We start from the raw sequence: 20865 nt of genomic DNA, 5'->3' as shown, positions 1-20865 counted from the left end.
CGTTCAGTGTGAAGGAGTGAGAGTCATGGACAACTGGCGCATGCACGCGGCGTGCCGCGAAGAGGACCCCGACCTTTTCTTCCCCATCGGCAGCACCGGCCCGGCACTCGTCCAGGCCGAGGAGGCCAAGGCCGTCTGCGGTACCTGCCCCGTGCGGGAACAGTGCCTGGACTGGGCCCTGGAGAACGGGCAGGACTCGGGGGTGTGGGGCGGCATGGACGAGAACGAACGCCGTGCCCTGAAGCGCCGCCGCGCCCGTCAGCAGGCCAGGAGCCACGGATGACGGCGCCGGGCGCAGGGCGCCCCGAAAGAAGACGGTGAGCGGTGGACGTCTCGGTCTGGCTCGTCGTCGGGGCGGTCGCGGTCCTGCTCATGGCGGGTACCGCCGCCGTCCTGCTGGTCCGCGTGATCCGGGCCAGGAAGCTGCTCGTCGACGCGGGCGTCCCCCTGCACAACAAGGCGCTCGTGTGGGCTGCGGTGATCTACACCGTGTCTCCCGTCGATCTCCTGCCGGACCCCGTCTACCTCGACGACATAGGCTTCCTGCTGCTCGCCCTGCGCTCGCTGCACTCCGCGGCGCACGCGGCCGGCGCGGGGCGGGGGAAGCCGGCCGCGACCGGAACGGAATCCGGCGGCAACCTTTCCGCGTCGGGCAGCAACTGAGGGGACGTAAGCCGTCCCCTGCCAGAAGGTGCCTCTCGTGGAGCCTCTGCTTCCCCAGCCCCCTTCCCGCCCTTGCCGCAGACGCCGTACCTCCCGCACCCGCGCGCTGGCCGGCGCTCTGGCCGCGGGACTGCTCGCCGCCGGCGGGCTCCTCGCGCTCGGCCCCGTCTCGCAGGCCGCCACCGCACGGCAGGCCGAGGCGCTGGACCGCGGCGTCGTGAGCGTCCACACCGACAGCGGCAACCTCGTCAGCTGGCGCTGGCTGGGTACCGACCCCGACAACGTGGCGTTCAACGTCTACCGGGCCGGCACCAAGGTCAACGCCTCGCCGGTGACCGCCTCGACGAACTACTTCCACTCCGGCGCGCCCGCCACCGCCGACTACACGGTCCGCGCGGTCGTCGGCGGGGTGGAACAGGGCGACTCCGTGCACGCGATCCAGTTCCGCGCCGGCTACAAGGACGTACCGATCAGCCCGCCCGCGGGCGGGACGACGCCCGACGGTGTCGCCTACACTTACGAGGCCAACGACGCGTCCGTCGGGGACCTGGACGGAGACGGCGCCCTCGACTTCGTCCTCAAGTGGCAGCCCACCAACGCCAAGGACAACTCCCAGTCCGGCTACACGGGCAACACGATCGTCGACGGGATCAAGCTCGACGGCACCCGGCTCTGGCGGGTCGACCTCGGCCGCAACATCCGCTCCGGCGCCCACTACACCCAGTTCCAGGTGTACGACTACGACGGCGACGGCCAGGCCGAGGTCGCCATGAAGACGGCCGACGGCAGCGTGGACGGTGCCGGGAAGGTCATCGGCAGTTCCTCCGCCGACTACCGCAACTCCTCCGGATACATCCTGTCGGGGCCCGAGTTCCTGACGATGTTCAACGGACGGACCGGTGCGGCGATGGGCACCGTCGACTACGTCCCCGCACGCGGCACGGTGTCCTCGTGGGGCGACTCGTACGGCAACCGGGTCGACCGCTTCCTCGCCGGCACGGCCTATCTGGACGGCGCCCGGCCCTCCCTGATCATGGCGCGCGGCTACTACACGCGGAGCGTCATCGCCGCGTGGGACTGGAGGAGCGGCGCCTTCACTCGGCGCTGGACCTTCGACACGAACAGTTCGACGAACTCCGGCAAGGGCTACGACGGCCAGGGCAACCACCAGCTCTCCGTCGCCGACGCCGATGGGGACGGCAAGGACGAGATCATCTACGGCGCCATGGCCGTGGACGACAACGGCAGCGGACTGTGGACCACGAAGAACGGCCACGGCGACGCCATGCACGTCGGTGACCTCGATCCGTCCAGGGCGGGCCTGGAGGAGTTCAAGGTCGACGAGGACGGCTCGAAGCCGTCCTCGTGGATGGCGGACGCGAAGACCGGGCAGATCCTCTGGTCGACGCCGGCGAGCGGGGACAACGGACGCGGGGTCTCCGGCGACATCTGGGCCGGCAGCGCCGGTGCCGAGTCCTGGTCCTCGGCGGTCTCCGGTGTACGCGGCCCCAAGGGAGACGTGGTCACCAGCCGCAAGCCGTCCAGCTCCAACTTCCTGTCCTGGTGGGACGGCGACACCACCCGGGAACTCCTCGACGGCACCCACATCGACAAGTACGGCACGTCGTCCGACACCCGCCTGCTGACCGGGGCCTCGGTCCACTCCAACAACGGCACCAAGGCCACCCCGGCGATCTCCGGCGACCTGTTCGGCGACTGGCGCGAGGAGGTCGTGTGGCCGACCAGCAACAACACGGCCCTGCGGATCTACTCCACGCCGTACGAGACCGGCACCAGGATCACCACACTGCTGCACGACACCATGTACCGGACCGCGCTGGCCTGGCAGAACACGGCCTACAACCAGCCCCCGCACCCCAGCTTCGCCATCGGCAGCGGGGCGCCCACCGCGTCCCGGCCGAGCATCACCACGCCGTAGCGCGGACGTCGCGACACCACGGCGCCCCGGAGACCGGCGACCCTACTCGCCGGTCTCCGGGTCGCGCCGGGTGAGGCAGTAGACGCCGCCCGAGGGATCCCGCATCACCAGCCAGGCGTCACCCCGGCCGACGAACTCCGCGCCGTGGGCCTCGTGCCACGTCCGGCCGGCCTCCAGATCCGGGCAGGCCACGTCCAGATGGGCGGAGGCGGGACGCGGCGCGTCCAGACGCTGGACGATCAGATGGACCGGCAGACCGAGGGCCGGGCGCAGTACGTGGAACTCCGCGTGCTCACCGGGGGACGCGTCCCAGCCGGTCAGCTCCACCCAGAAACCGACCTCGGCGTCGAAGGCGTCGGGTGACACGTCCAGACTGATCTGGTCCGCCCGGCTGCGCACCCCGCCGGGGCCGGTGACCACCGGCGGGACGGACCGCTGCCCGCGCCAGGGCACCAGACAGAACGGCTGGCCGGCCGGCGAGCGCAGGACCGTCAGCTCCGGCCGGCGGGCCCGGACGACGGCGCCGAGCTCCGTCGCCCGCCCGGTGAAGGCGGTCATGTCCTCCACCGCGAGGTCCGGGTGCGCACCGCCCGGCCCGCCCACGGCCTGCGTCACCAGACAGGTGTCGGCCCCCTCGGCGACCAGCGACGTGAACTCGCCCTCGTCCCCCCACGGTTCGGAGGCGCGGGTATCGGTGACCGAGGCCCAGAAGGCCGTCGCGCGGTCGACGGTCGCCGCGGGCCGGTCGAGGAATGCGTACGTCCAGCGGATCATCGCGCCCTCCGGGGTCTCAGGGGTTCGGCGGGGAGAGGTGCTGCCACAGGAAGGTGTACATCAGGGCCTCGTTGTGGGCGGCCTGTTCGTTGTCGCCGGCGCCCGAGTGGCCGCCGCCGGTGTTCTCGTGGAACAGGACGCGGTGGCCGAGCTCCCGCAGCCGTGCGGCCGCTTTGCGGGCGTGTCCGGGGTGGACGCGGTCGTCGCGGGTGGAGGTCGTCAGCAGGACCGGAGGATAGACCCGGTCCGCCGTGAGCCGGTGGTACGGGGAGAGCTCCCGCAGGTGCGGCAGATCGGCGGCGTCGTCCGGGTCCCCGTACTCGGCGGTCCAGGACGCCCCGGCGAGGAGCCGGTGGAAACGCAGCATGTCCAGCAGCGGCACATGGGCGACGACCGCACCGAACAGCTCCGGGTAGCGGGTGAGCATGGCGCCCATGAGGAGACCGCCGTTGCTGCCCCCCTCGGCGCCCAGCATCGCCGGGGTGGTGACACCCCGTGTGACGAGGTCGGCGGCGACGGCCGCGAAGTCCTCGTACGCACGCGGCCGTCCGGCGCGGAGCGCGGCCTGGTGCCACTGCGGTCCGTACTCGCCGCCGCCCCGGATGTTGGCGATGACGTGGGTGCCGCCGCGCTCCAGCCACGCGCGGCCGGCCACCGCGTCGTAGAAGGGGGTGAGCGAGACCTCGAAGCCGCCGTAGCCGTGGAGCAGGGTGGGTCCCGGGCCGGTGCGGGAGTGGTCGGGGCCGATCACGAAGTACGGGACCCGGGTGCCGTCCAGGGAAGCCGCGAAGAACTGCCGCACCGTCAGGCCGGCGGCGTCGAAGCGGGGCGGGGCCTGCTTGAGGACGTCCGTGGTGTCCGCGCCGCCGATGTGCCCGTGGTACAGGGTGGAGGGCTGGAGGAAGCCGGACACGTTCAGGAAGTACTCGTCGGAGACGTCCGGGTCCGTGTCCACGACACTGCCGTCGGACAGTGCCGGGACGTCCGCGAGCGGCCTGCGGGCCCAGGGGGCCCCGTCGGAACCCGGGGTGAGGACCTCGATCCGGGTGCTGACGTCGTGCATCGTCTCCAGGATCAGATGGTGGCGGGTCCACGAGTGCCCGGCCAGCGCCGTCCGCCCGTCGGGGGTGAACAGCACCTCGGGGGTGCGGTCACCCGCCAGGAACGCGTCGAAGCCGAACGCCAGCAGGGAGCCCGCCGGCTGCCCCAGCCACTCGGACCTCAGGGTGACGATCAGGTGGCGGCGGTGGGCGTAGGCGGAGGCGTCGTCGGGGACGTCGATCCTGATGCGTGCGCCGTCGGGGGCCAGGAGGTAGGTCTCGTCGCGGTAGAAGTCCATCGCCCGGCCGACGAAGCTGCGTTCGAAGCCGGGTGTGGTGTCGTGCGCTCCCCAGGCCGACACGTCCGTGGTCTCCGCCTCGAAGACCGGCTCGGCCTCGCCCGGCAGGGTGCCGCGCCGCCACCGGCGTACCGTGCGCGGATAGCCGGCGCCGGTCATCGAGCCGGGCCCGAAGTCCGTGCCCAGGAAGACCGTGTCGGCGTCGATCCACCCGACCCGGGTCTTCGCCTCCTCCACCTGGAACCCGTCCTGGACGAAGGCCCGGCCGGCGAGGTCGAACTCGCGCACCACCGTGGCGTCACCACCGTCGCGGGACAGGTGCACCAGCGCCCGGTCGTGATCCGGGTGGCGCACCCGCGCGCCGGCCCACACCCACTTCTCGTCCTCCGAGGTGGCGAGCGCGTCGACGTCGAGGAGGACCTCCCACTCGGGGGAGTCCTTGCGGTACTGCTCCAGCGCCGTACGCCGCCATACGCCGCGTACGTGTCCGGCGTCCTGCCAGAAGTTGTAGAGGTACGCGCCCCGCCGGACCGTGTAGGGGATGCGGTCCGAGGCGTCCAGCACCTCCCGCAGGCTCTGCTTCAGGGAGGCGAACCCCGCCCCGTCGGCCAGCGCGGCCCTCGTCTCGGCGTTCCGCTCGGCCACCCAGGCGAGAGCGGCCTCGCTCTCGAGGTCTTCCAGCCACAGGTACGGGTCGTCATCGGTCACACCCCGCATTGTGCCTGTCCCCGGAGCCCGGCAGGACCGCTTGCCCCCGTGGCCCGCCTCCACGCGACGCCGGGCCGAGGGGCGGGGGGCGGCCGGCCGCCCGGCCCGACCCCACGTCGGAGGAAGGGCCGGGACCCGCGTCGGACGAAGGGCCGCGACCCGCGTTCACCACTCGTTCACCGGTCGGATCCGTCCGCGGCATTCCCTCGCACGCCCCGGGCACCTACGCTCGGCCGCGAATCGATCAACGTGGCCGACGCCGCTGTCCGGACGGTGTTGACAACGTTGTCCCCCTCTCAGTCGGAGGTATCCGAGAACATGCCCTCCAGACCGTCCCCGGCCCGGCGTCACGCCGCACGGGCCGCCGCGATCGTCCTCGCCGGAGTGCTCGCCGGAGCCGTCACCCCGCCGGCCGCCCAGGCCGAGGCCCTCGTCACCCGCCCCACCGCGTACGTGGACCCGATGATCGGCACGGCGAACGGCGGCAACACCTACCCCGGCGCCGTCCGCCCGTACGGCATGATGGCGTGGTCGCCGACCAGTACCACGGGCGACCAGACGAGCACCGGCGCGGCCAACGGTTACGAGTACGGGGTGACCCGGATGCGCGGGCTCAGCCTCACCCATGTCAACGGGGCCGGGTGCAACCCCGGGGCCGCGGGTGACGTGCCGATCATGCCGTTCGTCGGCGACGTGACGTCCTCGCCGTCCGCCGACACCAAGGACGCCGTCTACGCGTCGGGCTTCTCCCACGACGACGAGCGCGCGGTGCCCGGCCGCTACACCGTCGGACTGGACTCCGGAGCCACCGCGGACCTGGCCGTGAGCGAACGCGCGGGTGTGGCCGACTTCAGCTTCCCCGCGGACAAGCCCGCCAACCTGCTCTTCCGGGTGTCCAACTCCCTCAACGGCAGCGAGGACGCCGAGATCGAGATCGACACCGCCCACCGCAAGGTGACCGGCTCGGTGCTCACCGGTGCTTTCTGCGGCAGGCGCGCCAACGGCGGTACCAACAACCGCAAGAGCTACTACCGGCTCTACTTCAGCGCCTCCTTCGACCGTGCCTTCTCCACCACCGGCACCTGGCGTGACGGCACCCTCGCACCGGGCGCCACCAGCGGCAGCGGCGGCGAGGGGTACGCCACCGGGGCGGACCGCGCCGGGCGCGGTTCCGGCGGCTGGGTCGGCTTCCACACCACGGCCGACGACGACGTCCGTATGCGGATCGGGATCTCCTACGTCAGCCGGGCCGGAGCCGAGGCCAACCTCCGCCAGGAGATCACGCCGAGGGCGAGCGTCGACGACGTGGCCCGGGCAGGATCCGCCGCCTGGGACCGGGAGCTGTCCTCCGCACGCGTCGGCGGAGGCAGCGAGGCGCAGCGCACCACGTTCTACACCGCGCTCTACCACTCGCTGATGCAGCCGAACCTGATCAGCGACAGGGACGGCCGCTACCCCGGCATGGAGGGGAAGCCGCACCGCGTCACGCGCGGTCAGAAGGCGCAGTACAGCAACTTCTCCGGCTGGGACCAGTACCGCGCCCAGATCCAGCTCCTCGCCCTCCTCAAACCGAGGATCGCTGGCGACTTCGCCCAGTCGCTCTACAACTTCGCCCGGCAGAACGACGGCGTCTGGGACCGCTGGGTGCACGTCAACGGAGCGACGCACGTGATGACCGGCGATCCCACCGCCGCCACGCTCGCCACGTTCTACGCGATGGGGGTACGCAACTTCGACTACGAGGGCGCCTTCGAATCCCTGGCCCGCCAGGCCACGGTGCCCCATCCGGACGGCCTCTCCGACGCGGGATGCCCCGGCCAGTGCACCGGCCAGCGCCCCAACCTCGCCCAGTACCTGGAGTCCCACTACGCGGCCCAGGACGTCTGCCACTGCTGGGGCGGCGCCGCCGAGACCCTCGAGGACGCCGTCGCCGACGCGGCGCTCGGCCGCTGGGCCCGGCTGCTCGGACGGGACGAGGAGGCCGCGGTCTTCGACGAGCGCGGCCTCTGGTGGCGCAACGTCTTCAACCCCGGGGCGGGGGACGGCGCCGGTACCACCGGCTACATCCAGGCGCGCAACCTCGACGGCTCCTGGGTCACCCCCTTCAGCCCCGGCAGCGACAAGGGCTTCGCGCAGGGCACCAGCGCCACCTACACCTGGATGGTCCCCCAGGACGTGCAGGGACTGGCCGAGGCCATGGGCGGCCGGGAGACGGCGGCGAAGCGTCTGGACGCCTTCTTCCACAAGGCGGACGGCTCCTGGTCGGTCAAGGGCGGGGACGCGCTGCGTTACGACCCGACCAACGAGCCCGGCATCCACGCCCCGTGGCTCTACAACGCGCTGGGCAAGCCCTGGAAGACCCAGGAGACCGTACGGGAGATCGTGGACACGGTCTACGGGACGGGACCGCGCGGCCTGCCCGGCAACGACGACCTCGGCACGATGTCGGCCTGGTACGTCTTCTCGGCGCTCGGCCTCTACCCGCAGACACCGGGCAGTGCCGCCATGCTGCTGGGGACACCGCTGTTCCCCTCCGCGGTGCTGGAGCGGTCCCAGGGCGGGGACATCCGGATCAGCGCCCCGGCCGCCGATGCGACACATCCGTACATCGACGCGGTGACGGTGGACGGACGGGCGGTCGACAGGTCCTGGGTGGACGCGCGACTGGTCACCCGAGGAGGTTCTTTGGCCTACCGGCTTGCCGAGGCGCCGAACACGTCCTGGGCCACGGGACCTGCGGGTCTTCCGCGGTAGTGACCCAACTGTCCCTGCGGTGGGGCCCGGTGGGCGGCACGGCGCCGGCTGCCGGGCCCCGCGCCTCCTGCGTGGGGCGTGGAGGAGGTCTCGTTTTTCTATCGTTGAAAATTCTCTGTGCACGACCGTTGTCAGGTGTTTGAGGCTGTGGCTCAATGTTCGACTATGTGCAGTGCTTCGCGGTTCGGAGCACTTCGGCTTCTTCGACGAGGACGACGCCTTGATACGACAACTAGCCCGCCCCCGCACGCTTTTCAGAACTCTTGCCTGTACGGCGGCCCTGCTGCTTCCGGTCGGGGCCACGCTGGTCCCGACCGCCGCGGCCGCCGCTCCCGCCGCCACTCCTGCCGAAGGGGCCGCCGCGGCACCGGCGTTCGTGAAGGACGACCCGTCCACCGAGCCGCACGGACTCAAGGGCGAGTACTTCGCCATGTCCGCGCCGGGCGCGCGTGACTTCGCCGAACTCGGCGCGACCGCGCTCGACCCGGAGATCAACTTCCCCGGTCTGACCGGGGCGTTCGAGTCGGCCACCGGCAGGACCGAGCACACGACCGCCCGCTGGACGGGGCAGATCGCGGCCCCCGAGACCGGCGACTACACCTTCTCCGCCATCGGTGACAACGGCTTCCGCCTCTTCATCGACGACAAGCCGGTCATCGACCACTGGGTGCCGGACTGGGACAAGGAGCAGACCAGCGCTCCGGTCTCCCTGAAGGCCGGGGAGCAGCACACGTTCCGGCTGGAGATGTTCCAGGACGTCGGCGGGGCGAACATGTTCCTGCGCTGGTCCAGCGCGAAGCTCGCCAAGCAGATCGTGCCCGAGTCCGCTTTCACCCCGCCCGCCGACTTCGAGGTCTACCCGGTCGCGCTGAGCGTCGCGGGGAACGGCCTCAAGGTGCAGGCGACCTTCGACCACGAACTCAGCGGCGTCAAGGAGGTGAAGGACCACCTCACGGTCGAGGCGGACACCACGCCGATGCCCGTGAAGTCCGTCGTCCGGGCGCCGGACAACCGCAAGGCGCTCGTCGTCACGCTGGGCGCCGCCGTCCAGAAGGGCCAGCAGGTCCGGATCGCGTACGACGGCAAGGGCGGCCTGAAGAACGGCGACGAGACCGTCCCGGAGATCAGCCGCAGGGCGAAGAACCTCTCCACGCACCGCCTGACCACCCCGTGGGGCGACAGGGTCGACCGCAAGAACCCGCTGCCCGAGTACCCCCGGCCGCAGCAGGTCCGCGACGACTGGAAGAACCTCAACGGCCAGTGGGAGTTCGCGGGAGCCGCCGCCGGTGAGCAGCCGGTCTTCGGCAAGCCGCTCGACGAGCGCATCACCGTGCCCTACCCCGTCGAGTCCCAGCTCTCCGGGCTCGAGCGCCACGAAGACCACATGTTCTACCGCAAGCTCGTCACCGTGCCCAAGAGCTGGTCGGTCGGCAAGCGGGGCAGCGACGAGCGGCTGAAGCTCAACTTCGGTGCCGTCGACTACCAGGCACGGGTCTGGGTCAACGGCAAGCAGGTCGCCGAGCACACCGGCGGCTACACCGCCTTCAGCGCCGACGTCACCGACGCGCTCAAGGGCACCGGTCCCCAGGAGGTGGTCGTCGCGGTCACCGACACCACCGGGGCCGACCAGCCCACGGGCAAGCAGTCCGCCAACCCGAGCGGCATCTTCTACACCGCCTCCTCCGGCATCTGGCAGACCGTGTGGATGGAGCCCGTCGCGCCCGCCGCCGTCGACTCCCTGAAGACCACGCCGGACATCGACAAGGGCCGGCTCGCGGTCACGGTCAATTCCGAGGGCGCCTCGAAGTCCGCCAAGGTCACGGCTGTGGCGCGTGACAGGAAGGGCAAGGTCGTCGGCACCGTCACCGGTCCGGCCAACGGCGAACTGAGCCTCCCGGTGGCCAAGCAGCACCTGTGGACGCCGGACGACCCGTACCTGTACGACCTGGAGGTCACCCTCAAGGACGGGCGTTCCAAGGACACCGTCGACAGCTACTTCGGGATGCGCTCCTTCGGCGTCGCCGAGGTCGGCGGCTACCAGAAGCTGGTGCTCAACGGGAAGCCGTTCTTCTCCCTCGCCCAGCTCGACCAGGGCTTCTACCCCGACGGTCTGAACACGGCGCCCAGCGACAAGGCCCTGGTCTTCGACCTGAAGGCGCAGAAGGACCTCGGCTTCAACTCCGTCCGCAAGCACATCAAGGTCGAGCCCGCCCGGTGGTACTACCACGCCGACCAGCTGGGCCTCCTGGTGTGGCAGGACTTCGTCTCCGGCAACATCACCGGCGAGAAGGGCCAGAAGGCCTTCCTCGACCAGGGTGCCGAGATGATGGAGCAGCTCCACAACTACCCGTCGATCGGTGCCTGGATCGTCTTCAACGAGGGCTGGGGCGAGTGGGACCGCACCGAGACCGGCAAGATCACCGAGAAGGTCCAGGCCGCCGATCCCTCCCGCGTCGTCAACGCCCACAGCGGTGTCAACTGCTGCAACTCGAAGGGTGACTCCGGCAAGGGCGACATCATCGACCACCACGACTACAACAACACCGACCCGGCCTTCCCCGACGAGAAGCGCGCGGCGATGGACGGTGAGCACGGCGGCTTCACCCTGCGGATGCCCGGGAACATGTGGCCGGGTGCCCCCACCGCGATCTACAGCGGCGTCGCCGACAAGGACGCCCTGACGGCGAAGTACGTCGACAACACCCGCACGTACTACCTGGACGCGGCCCGCGCCGAGCTCTCCGGCTCGATCTACACCCAGGTGACCGACCTGGAGAACGAGCTCAACGGTCTCTGGACGTACGACCGACGGGAGATCAAGGTCGACCCCGCCAAGGTGCGGAAGATCAACCAGGAGGTCATCGCCGCCGGTGCCGCGGCGGGCGAGCGCGACGAGATCAAGGGCGGCGGTGCGTGGTCCCTGGACGAGAACAAGGGCACGAAGGCCGCCGACAGCGGCCCCAACCACAAGGACCTCACGCTCTCCGAGGGCACGTCCTGGGCGCCGGGGGTCAAGGGCTCGGCGCTGAAGTTCAACGGTGAGGGCCAGTACGCGCAGACCGACGGCCCGGTCGTCGACACCACCGGTGACTACACCGTCTCGGCCTGGGCGTCGCTGGACGCGCTTCCGGGCAACTACGCCACCGTCGTCAGCCAGGACGGCCGGCGCCAGGAGAACCCGTTCTACCTGCAGTACGGGCAGGGCGCGTTCGCCTTCTCCACCCCCGGCGCCCACCGCGCCAGGCTGGAGATCAAGCCCGAGCTCGGCCACTGGTACCACCTCGTCGGTGTGCGCAGCGGTGACGAGATCAAGCTCTACGTCGACGGAAAGCTGGCCTCCACCGCGGCTGCCGGCACCGCCGACGTGAGCTCCGGCGCGCTGTCCGTCGGCCGCGCCAAGTGGTCGGGCGGCAACGTCGACTTCTGGAACGGTTCGGTCGACCAGGTGAAGGTGTACGACAAGGCGCTCACCGACCAGGAGGTGACCGCGCTCCACGACGGCGACCAGCCGTAAGGAGACCCCCGGCAGGACCCGCTCCCGGCGGCGCGCGCACAGGCCCGCGCCGCCGGGAGCTCCGGCCGTCTCCCGTGCCCGCGGCTCACCCGGCCGCGGCGAGCCCGATGACGATACGGGCGAAGGCGTGGACCTTGGCGTCGGCCCGCCGGGTGGACCGGAGCAGCGCGTAGTGGACCGGCGGCGCGTCGCGGAACGGGACGTGGACGACGTCCTGACGGGTGTAGAACGCGGCCGCCAGGGCGCAGGTGGGAGTGACACCCTTGCCCGCTCCTACGAGGGTGAGGAAGTCCTGCCAGCTCCTGGCGACCGGGCCGTCCGGGACAGCGCGGCCACCGGGTGTGTGCTGTGGGAAGTGCGCGTCGAGGAAGACCTGCGGGACATCGGCGGGTCTGATCAGCGGCGCCAGCGCGAGGTCCTCCAGGCTCACCGTGTCGCGCGAGGCCAGAGGGTGGCCCGCCGGAACCGCGAGAGCGCGGGCCGCCGTGCACACGGTGGGCCCCACGACGATGTCCGGCTCGTCGACGGGGAGTTCGGCCAGATGCAGATCGACCCTGCCCGTGCGGAGTGACCGCAGGGTGGCGCCGTAGGAATCCTCCAGGATGTCCACCGAGCACTCGGGGTGATGTGTGCGGAGCCGGTCGGCGGCCTCCAGGAGAAGGCTGCCGTTCCAGGCCGCCGTGTAACCGACGGTCAGACGGCCCGTGAGGCCGCGCGCCGTCTCCGTGGCGCGGCCGACCGCCTGCTGGATCCCGCGGTGGTGCGGTTCGAGATCCGTGCGCAACTGACGGCCGAGCGGGGTGAGCGCGACCCGGCGGCTGGTGCGGTCGAAGAGCGGGGCGCCGATGCGACGCTCGATGCCCTTGACGATCTGGCTCACCCTGCTCTGCGAGACGCCCAGCCGTTCGGCCGTACGCCCGAAGTGCAGTTCCTCGGCCAGGGCCAGGAAGATCTCGATCTCGAGCCGCTCCACGGGCACCCCCTCGTCCATCAGCCCGGCTCATGCATACTTTCGCATTCCGATCTTGTTCAGGATCCCGGGGTCCGCGATCGTGTACGGACGTCCGCCGGTTCCCTGCGGCGGGAGGAACCATGACGAGGTGGAGGGCCGCGGCGTGCCGTGCACTGACACCCGGCCGTGACGGCGCCCGTCGTCCTGCGGCAGCCTCGTGTCCGGGACCGGATGTCCGGCCCGCGGCAGACATACCCGGAGAAAGGAATCACCGAGCGATGCCACTGGTACCGGCCGACCCGAACGTGGTGCACCCCATGCCCGAGCAGCCACGGGTCGTGCTGCTCAAACCCCTCGTCACCTCGCCGCTGATCGAGGTCGGGGACTTCTCGTACTACGACGATCCCGACGATCCGACCGCGTTCGAGACCCGTAACGTGCTCTACCACTACGGGCCGGAGAAGCTGGTCATCGGGAAGTTCTGCGCCCTGGGCGAGGGCGTGCGGTTCCTCATGAACGGTGCCAACCACCGCATGGACGGCGCCTCCACCTTCCCCTTCCCGATCATGGGCGGGTCGTGGGCGGAGCACTTCGACCTCCTCACCGGTCTGCCCGGTCGCGGTGACACCGTGGTCGGCAACGACGTGTGGTTCGGGTACCGGTCGACGGTGATGCCGGGCGTGCGGATCGGGAACGGCGCGATCATCGCCTCCGGTGCCGTGGTCGTGGACGACGTGCCCGACTACGGCGTGGTGGGCGGCAATCCGGCCCGCCTCATCCGCCGTCGTCACGGGGAGGAGGACATCGAACGGCTGCTGCGGACCGCCTGGTGGGACTGGCCCCTGGAGCACATCACCCGGCACGTGCGGACGATCATGACGGGCTCCGCGGCCGAGCTGGAGGCCGCCGCACCGGCCGTGTGACGTTCAGCCGCGGCCCGGTCCGTCCGGTGTGCCGGGTCCGTCCGGTGCGCCCGGGGGGACAGGGCCGCCGGTGCTCTCCCGTGGCAGCACGCGGTGCGGGACCACGATCCGGCGGCCGGGAAGTGCCTCGAACCGGCCCAGTACGCGCTCGGTCAGGCACTGCACCGCGCGTTCGGCGATCTGCTCCCGGTACGGGGCGATCGTGGTCAGGGACGGGGCTGCGAAGCGGCCGTCCTCGATGTCGTCGAAACCCATCAGCGCCAGGTCCTCGGGAACCCGCACGCCTTCCTCGGCGGCCACGCGCAGGGCGCCGAGGGCGAGTTCGTCGCTGAAGCAGAAGACCGCGTCGGGACGCCCCGGCAGGCGCAGCAGTTCACGGAGGGCCCGTGCGCCCTCCCCGCGGTGCAGATCGGCCACCTCCACCTCGGCCACCGGGGAGAGACCGGACTCCCGCAGTCCTTGCCGGAAGCCCTCGGCGCGCAGTTCGGCCGTGCCGTGGCCGAGCTCCGACTGCAGGCCGATCGCCGCGACGCGCCGGCGGCCGCCGGCGACCAGGTGGCGGGCCGCGTCCCGCGCCGCCGCCACGTTGTCCAGGGCCACGTGGTCGATGGCGCCGTCCGGCGCCAGCTCGCCCAGGACGACGAGAGGCAGACCGCCCGCGAGCGAGGCCAGTTCGGCCGGGGACGTCGACCACGGGCTGACGATCATCCCGTCGACCTGGTGCCCCTCCGAACCGTCCAGCAGACGCCGCTCCAGGTCCGGGCGTCCCCCGGTGCGCTCCAGGAGCACCGTCCAGCCGCGCTCCCGTGCCGCGTCGATGAGGAGCTCCGCCAGGGCGCCGAAATAGGGGGAGTGGATCTCGGGCACGACCACCCCGATGAGCCCGGTGCGCCCCTGCCGGAGATTGCGGGCGGCGAGGTTGGGCCGGTATCCCAGTTCCTCCACCGCTGCCATGACCCGGGCGCGCGTCGCCGGCGCGACGGGTGCGGCGTTGCTCACCACGTTGGAGACGGTCCGGACGGACACGCCGGCGAGAGCGGCGACGTCCTTGAGCCTCGCTGCCACGGTCGGTGAGCTCCTGTCCCTGGGTGCGGGGCGGTCGGCGGACCGTGCCCCGTGCACCGTAACAGCCCGGTCCCACCACGGTGCGCGCACACTCTTGCCACGTTGCTTGCAACGTTGCAACATGGACGCGTCCGCAGGCTCGCGGACGAGGAGCACCGCGCCCTCCCGTGCCGGCCGGACGCGTGACCCGTCGACGAAAGGACCACCGCCATGCCCGGAGCCGCCCTGGCCCCGCCCTTCCAAGAGGCCGTCAACGACCTGTACACGGCGGGAATCACGGCCCACCGGGGCGCCTTCACCCCGCAGTGGGCCGACGTGATGCGCGAGGACATCGAGACGGCCTTCGCCGAGGCGCGCGGCCGGGAGGGCGGCGCCGTGGGCCGGGGCCCCCACCGGTACTACGTCGAGATCCATCCGGAGCAGCTGCGCGGCTTCGTCGAGCTCGTGGACCATCCATGGGTGCGCGGGGTGTGCGAGGCGGTGCTGGGGCCCGATTACCGCGTGGTCGAGCTGGGTTTCGACGTCCCGCTGGCCGGTGCGGTGAACCAGCCCTGGCACCGGGACTTCCCCATGCCGGACGAGACCCGGAACGGCCGTCGGCTGACGTCCCTCGCCTTCAACCTCACCGCCGTGGACACACGCGAGGACATGGGCCCCTTCGAGATCGCGCCGGGCACGCAGTGGGACGACGACGCCCGCTTCGGCCACGCGATGTTCCCGCCCCGTGACACCTACGGACGGTACGAAGGGCTGGCGGAGCGCAAGTACCCCCGGCGCGGGGACATCTCGGCCCGTTCCGCGCTGACGGTCCACCGGGGCACGGCCAACCACTCGGCCGACTCCCGGCCGGTCCTGGTGCTGGGCGTCGACGCCCCGGGGGCGGGCAACGACGCCCAGCACGACATGGCCGTCACCCAGGGCTACTGGGCGGCCCTGCCCGGGCGGGTCCGGGCCCGTCTGCACTGCCCGGTGGTGGAGGAACTGACCCCCATCGTCCAGAAGCACACCATCGAGGGCCTGGTCATGGGCGACGCGTGACGCGTCCGGGCCCGGCGCCGGCCTGGACGGGCGCCACCGGGCCCGGGTCGCTCACCTCACGGAGCCCAGGGCCCGTCCACGGCCCAGGTGGTGTCCTCGGTGAAGGTGGCCGCGTTGTCCCAGGCGTGCGTGCCGCCGGGAGTGGCCAGCCACACCTCCGAGCCGATGTGGCGCAGATAGCTGCCGGGCAGATTGGCGCTCGAGAACCGGACGCCGCCCGAACCCGCGAGCGCGCACCAGGTGGCGTCGGCCTTGAAGAGCGCCGAGCCGTCGCTCGCGTCCCGGCGGACCCGGAAGTCCCGGTGACGCAGGTACTCGCCGGGGTAGTTGCGGGACTCGAACGAATAGCAGTTGCTGTTCGCCAGGCCCGTGACGACCTTCCAGGTGGCGTCGTTCTTCAGCAGCGCGCTGCTGCCGCTGTCGACGACCGCGGTGTAGGCGAGCGCTTCGGAGTGGCGCAGGTACTTGTTCGTGTGGCCCGGGGTGGTGACCCGGAGCGACTTGTACTGCCCGGTGGGCAGCGTGACCGGTGGCGCGGGGGTCCTCGACGCCTGGATGAGGGCCTGGTTGGCGGCCTTCACGCGCGCGGTGTCCACCTTGACGACCTGACGGTCGTAGGTGAGCAGCCCGTTCGCCTCGTTCTCCACATCGGTGATCTCGGTGTAGACCGAGGCGGACAGGCCGGCCGGCAGCTGGCCGATCCTGATGGCGTCCAGGAGTCCGACGAAACGGTTGTTCAGCGCGGAGACGCTCGCCTGGTCCTCGTAGCTGAAACCGCCGCCAGGGAACCACTCGTGACCGGGGACCTTGTACCCCAGGCCGCCGAACTCGCCGAGTACGGCGGCCCGGGTCGCGGTGGGCGCCGTGTTGCCGGGGCCGACGTAGACGTGGTTGTCGATCACGTCGCCGTTGCCGCCGTCCACGGATCCGCAGCAGTTGACCCCGCTCATGTTGTTCACCAGCCGGGACGGGTCGTACGCCTTGACCTCGTTCGCGATCCTGGCCTGGTCGTACTGGCCCCAGCCCTCGTTCTGGTTCACCCACATGACCAGCGACGGCGAGCTGCGGTGCTGGTCGATGACCGCGTGGTACTCGGCCTCCCACTGGGTCCGTGCCGCGCTGTCAGGCGTCTTGCCGGTGTCCATCGCCGGCATGTCCTGCCAGACCAGGAGGCCCAGCTTGTCCGCCCAGTAGAACCAGCGCTGCGGCTCCACCTTGATGTGCTTGCGGACCATGTTGAAGCCGAGGTCCTTGTGCGCCTGGAGATCGGACCTCAGCGCGGCGTCGGTGGGCGCCGTGTAGATGCCGTCGGGCCAGTACCCCTGGTCGAGCGTCCCGGTCTGGAACACGAACTTCCCGTTGAGGACGGGGCGCAGGATGTTGTCGACCTTCGCCACGGCGATGGAGCGCATGCCCGCGTAACTGCCCACCGTGTCGACCACGGACGTGCCGTCGAGGAGTTCGGCGCGTACGTCGTACAGGAACGGGTCGTCCGGGCTCCACAGCCGCGGGTTCGGCACGGAGACGGAGAGATCGGTGCCGGGGGCCCCGGTGGCCGTACCCACCACGGTGCCGCCGCTGGAGACGGTGACCCGCGCGGTCCGGCCGCCCGCCGAGGCCGCCTGGACCTTGACCCGCAGGGTGCTGTTGCCGAGGTCCGGCGTCATGTCGAGGCGCGTGACGTGCGACGCGGCGACGGGTTCCAGCCACACGGTCTGCCAGATCCCGGAGGCGGCGGTGTAGAAGATGCCGCCGCCCGCGTGCGGGTTCACGTCGTTGATGCGCTGCTTGCCGACGGCTTGGCCGCCGGTCTGCGTCGGGTCGTACACGGAGACGACGATCGTGTTCGAGCCGCCGTTCAGCTGGGGCGTGATGTCGTACGAGAACGAGTCGAAGCCGCCCTTGTGGGCGCCGACCTGGGTGCCGTTGACCCACACCGTGCTCTGCCAGTCCGACGCGCCGAAGTTGAGCACGACGCGGCGGCCGTTCCAGTTCGACGGCACGGTGAACGTGCGCTTGTACCAGAGCTTGTCGTTCTCCGTGATTCTCCGCTTGATGCCGGAGAGCGAGGACTCCGCGACGAACGGGACCCTTATCTGCTCGGAGAACGACGCCGGCTGCCCGGCGTCTCGGCCGGTCACCGCGAAGTCCCAGATACCGTTGAGATTCGCCCAGTCGGGGCGGGTGAGCTGCGGGCGCGGATACTCGGGCAGAGGGTTGTCGACGGAGACCTGGCTGGTCCAGGGCGTCGTCATGGGGGCCGGCTTCGGTGTCCAGGCCGCGGGTGCCGCGGCCGCCGGAGCCGTGCTCGCACCCACCAGCGCGGTGGCGAGCAGGGCGAGCAGGCCGGTGCCGGCGGTGAACCGTCTCCATAAGGTGCGACGGCGTGGTGCGGGTGCTGACTTCATTCCCGGATCTCCTCGATGGAGGGAAGGACTCCCCGCGCCGGGCCGGTGCGGGGAGCGGTACCGGAAGCGGCTGCTCATCGGAGCAGCTGCCAGAGATGGTCGGCGGTTCCGTTGTCGTCGTACTGCACGACGTGGGCGCTGTCGGCGGTGGACATCAGGTCCACGCCCAGTACCTTGTCCGAGTTGCGGTTGCGGATGCGGTACCAGCCGCCGCCGTCGGGAACGAGCTGCCACAGGTGGTCCGCGGTGTCGTTGTCGTCGAACTGGACGACGTGGGCGCTGTTCGCGGTGGACATGAGGTCCACGCCCAGCACCTTGCCGGAGTGCTGGTTGCGGATGCGGTACCAGCCGTCGCCGTTGGCCACGAGGCGCCACAGGTGGTCCGCGGTCCCGGTGTCGCCGAACTGGACGACGTGGGCGCTGTTCGCGGTCGACATGCCGTCCACACCCAGCACCTTGCCGGAGTTGCGGTTGGCGATCCGGTACCAGCCGTCGGCCAGCCACGGCGTCCCGTCGGGGCTCACCGTCGGGAAGGACGTGATCCGCAGCCGTGCCGCGCCCATCGGGACGAGCGTGACCTCCTCGACCGGGGCGGTGCTGCGGGCGGGGCTCGGCTGGAGGGGTGCCACCACGTGCTCGTCGTCGGCGCTCCACTCGGGGATCCGGCGGGCCCGGGCGGTCATGACGAGCGGGGTGCCGTCCAGGGTGAACGGATTGTCACCGGGGGCGCGGCCGGTGGACCGGCGGCGCAGCGAGTACGCCGGCCGCGATCCGTCCAGGACGAGTCCGTAGTTCCACGGGGTGGTGGCGTGGACGGCGTACTCCGGGAACCGCTCGGTGCCGCCGATGCGCTCGTACGACTCCCCGATGCGCAGGGAGTAGGTCAGCGGCCCGTGGTCCACGCTCACCGAGCCGTGGTTGTCGGTCCAGGTGCGCACAGCCGTGCGCTGGGGGAGGCGCAGAGGAAGGCGGGGCCGGCCGGGGCGGTGACCCGCTGGCCGTTGACCCGGACGTCCGGCTCGGTGCACCAGGCGGGAACGCGCAGCACCAGGGGGAAGCGCAGCGGTTTCGGGGACCTGAGGGAGAGCGTGACCGTGTCCGTGAAGGGGTAGTCGGTCTCCTCGGTGAAGGTGACCTCGGTGCCGTCGGCCACCTTCGCGGTCACCTCGCCGGCGGCGTACATCGCCGCGGCCAGACCGCCGTCCGGGGTGGCGAGCCAGAGCTCCTCGACGAAGTACGGCCAGCCCATGCCGTAGTTGTGCGGGCAGCAGCGGTACTGGTCGACGCCCGGCAGGTACGCCTGCATGGCGAAGCCGTTCTGGAACTGCCGGTCCCGCTTGGGCACGTCGTCCAGGTCGACACTGTTGGCACTGGTGACGTAGTGGATCGCCTTGCCGGACGGGTCGAGCGACGCCGGCAGCGAGTTGAAGGCCAGTTCCTCGCACCGGTCCGCCCAGAGCGGGTCGCCCGTGATCCGGGTGAGCAACTGGTGGCTCGCCATGAACTCGACGATCCCGCAGGTCTCGAACCCCTGCCGGGGGTCCCCGTGGCCCGGCCGGGCGTTCTCGTCCCCGGCGAAGCCGCCACCGGGGAACTGGCCGTACCGGTCCATGGCCTTGGCGTACGTCCCGTAGGTGTCCAGGGTGTCCTGCCGCGATCCGCTGCGCAGGGCGTACTGGGCGGGCTCGCGGAAGCCCTGCGCGATGTTGACGTTGTGCGGGTCGACCAGGTTGTCGCCCCAGTCGGCGCCGTAGCGGTGGATCCTGTCGGCGAGGTCGAGCAGGAAGGTGTCGCCCGTGCGGTTGAACAGCCAGTAGACGCTGTCCAGCCCGTCGCCCCAGCGCAGGGCGATCCAGCTGGTGTCGAAGGCGCCGGGGCCCTGGGCGTTCATGTAGCGGAAGAACCTGCTGAGGAAGGGGATGACCCGGGTGTCGCCGTCGTACTCCTGCCAGGAGCGCAGCGCCTGGACGAGGGGAAGGAAGGGCCAGAAGTCCGGGCCGCCGTTCAGCGAGGTCCGCAGGGCCTTCGGCCCGAAGAAGCCGTCGGACTGCTGGGTCGTGAGGATCGCGTCGATCCAGCGGCGGGCGCCGGCCAGTGCCTTGGTGTCACCGGTGACGATGGCCAGGTCCGTGTATCCGCGCAGCCAGTAGGGGACCTCCTCCCAGCCGCCGCGGTCGGGGCGCACCCAGCCGGACGCCTCGAAGTCGAGGAAGTGCGAGAACTCCTCGTACCGGCCGCACAGGCCGTGCAGCTGGAGCCTGAGCTGCCCGGCGAGCCAGCCCTTGGCGGTCACCCGCCCGGGAGGCAGCTTCAGGAAGGCCGTGGGGTGCAGCGGCGCTGCGTTGGGGGAGTAGTGGCCACCCCGTGCCGCGGCCATCAGGCCCTCGGCCGCGGTCGCGGTGGTGGCCCAGCGGCCGGCCGAGGTGGTCGCGGCGACGGTGGCCAGAGCGCCGGTCATGAGTTGCCTGCGGTTCAGGGGCATCGTGTGGGGACTCCGCATCTGCTCGGCCTGACGAGGGGGTGACCGGCCCGGACGGGGCCGGCGCATGGCGAAGGAGGCCGCCGCGTCCGGCCCGCGGACACGACAACATGCTTTCAACGTTGGAAAACTGATGTCGGCGGTATGACAGCACGCGGTCAAGTCGATGTCCAGGGGTGGCGCAGCACCTGGTGCGATCGCGCCCGACGGACGGGAGTGCGGGAGGGGTCGCTTCCGGCCGACACATTTTGGAAACGCATCGACAACTCTCTTGCCGCTTGCGGCGCCTCGCCTATATAACGTTGTAAA

Annotated in this window: 12 protein-coding genes and 1 pseudogene; 7 read left to right on the top strand and 6 right to left on the bottom strand. The window is 71.1% G+C overall.

Translation table 11 applies throughout. The features are described from left to right. The first annotated feature begins 25 nt into the window (after positions 1-25). Genes IA22_RS0110155 through IA22_RS0110145 form a run of 3 tightly spaced genes read left to right on the top strand, consistent with a single transcriptional unit; the run spans position 26 to position 2602 of the window. Positions 26-283: a WhiB family transcriptional regulator gene (locus tag IA22_RS0110155; RefSeq protein ID WP_014157877.1), complete on the top strand. Its 258-nt coding sequence runs from the start codon at positions 26-28 to the stop codon at positions 281-283. Positions 284-324: 41 nt separating this feature from the next. After that, entirely contained in the window at positions 325-663 is a 339-nt protein-coding gene (locus IA22_RS0110150) for a YkvA family protein (protein WP_030123393.1), read from the top strand. Between the two features lie 37 nt (positions 664-700). Next, the gene (locus tag IA22_RS0110145; protein ID WP_030123392.1) at positions 701-2602 is read left to right on the top strand and encodes a rhamnogalacturonan lyase; all 1902 of its coding nucleotides are present in this window, start codon (positions 701-703) and stop codon (positions 2600-2602) included. 42 nt (positions 2603-2644) lie between these two features. Here the strand turns inward: IA22_RS0110145 and IA22_RS0110140 are convergent, their stop codons facing one another. Both IA22_RS0110140 and IA22_RS0110135 read right to left on the bottom strand, forming a co-directional pair. Continuing rightward, complete coding sequence (locus IA22_RS0110140) at positions 2645-3376, bottom strand: VOC family protein (protein WP_014157880.1); 732 nt, start codon at positions 3374-3376, stop codon at positions 2645-2647. Positions 3377-3392: 16 nt separating this feature from the next. Then, positions 3393-5432, bottom strand: coding sequence for a prolyl oligopeptidase family serine peptidase (locus IA22_RS0110135; RefSeq protein WP_030123391.1), 2040 nt, complete (start codon positions 5430-5432; stop codon positions 3393-3395). A gap of 309 nt (positions 5433-5741) precedes the next feature. On the opposite strand from IA22_RS0110135, the gene IA22_RS0110130 reads away from it, so the two are divergent. Further along, positions 5742-8177: a GH92 family glycosyl hydrolase gene (locus IA22_RS0110130; RefSeq protein ID WP_030123390.1), complete on the top strand. Its 2436-nt coding sequence runs from the start codon at positions 5742-5744 to the stop codon at positions 8175-8177. A gap of 172 nt (positions 8178-8349) precedes the next feature. Continuing rightward, entirely contained in the window at positions 8350-11691 is a 3342-nt protein-coding gene (locus IA22_RS0110125; protein WP_030123389.1) for a LamG-like jellyroll fold domain-containing protein, read from the top strand. A gap of 85 nt (positions 11692-11776) precedes the next feature. Here IA22_RS0110125 and IA22_RS0110120 read toward each other — a convergent pair whose 3' ends face one another. After that, positions 11777-12682: a LysR family transcriptional regulator gene (locus IA22_RS0110120; protein ID WP_030123388.1), complete on the bottom strand. Its 906-nt coding sequence runs from the start codon at positions 12680-12682 to the stop codon at positions 11777-11779. A 239-nt stretch (positions 12683-12921) separates the two neighbouring features. Here IA22_RS0110120 and IA22_RS0110115 point away from each other — a divergent pair, with 239 nt between their 5' ends. Continuing rightward, positions 12922-13566, top strand: coding sequence for a CatB-related O-acetyltransferase (locus IA22_RS0110115; protein ID WP_014157884.1), 645 nt, complete (start codon positions 12922-12924; stop codon positions 13564-13566). A 3-nt stretch (positions 13567-13569) separates the two neighbouring features. On the opposite strand, the gene IA22_RS0110110 is transcribed toward IA22_RS0110115, so the two are convergent. After that, positions 13570-14631 (bottom strand): LacI family DNA-binding transcriptional regulator, encoded by a 1062-nt coding sequence (locus tag IA22_RS0110110; protein ID WP_030123387.1) that lies wholly within the window; start codon positions 14629-14631, stop codon positions 13570-13572. Between the two features lie 210 nt (positions 14632-14841). Here IA22_RS0110110 and IA22_RS0110105 point away from each other — a divergent pair, with 210 nt between their 5' ends. After that, complete coding sequence (locus tag IA22_RS0110105; RefSeq protein ID WP_015575958.1) at positions 14842-15669, top strand: phytanoyl-CoA dioxygenase family protein; 828 nt, start codon at positions 14842-14844, stop codon at positions 15667-15669. Between the two features lie 56 nt (positions 15670-15725). Here IA22_RS0110105 and IA22_RS0110100 read toward each other — a convergent pair whose 3' ends face one another. Both IA22_RS0110100 and IA22_RS34035 read right to left on the bottom strand, forming a co-directional pair. After that, on the bottom strand, positions 15726-18077 hold the full coding sequence (locus IA22_RS0110100; protein ID WP_030123386.1) for a glycoside hydrolase family 2: 2352 nt from the start codon (positions 18075-18077) through the stop codon (positions 15726-15728). Positions 18078-18151: 74 nt separating this feature from the next. Then, positions 18152-20559: pseudogene (locus IA22_RS34035) on the bottom strand (RICIN domain-containing protein). Positions 20560-20865 lie beyond the last annotated feature (306 nt).

Origin of the sequence: Kitasatospora papulosa (genome assembly GCF_000717245.1) — a bacterium.
Lineage (GTDB): Bacteria > Actinomycetota > Actinomycetes > Streptomycetales > Streptomycetaceae > Streptomyces > Streptomyces papulosus.
The sequence above is the reverse complement of the archived record's forward strand: the minus strand, read 5'-3'. Positions and strand labels throughout refer to the sequence as shown.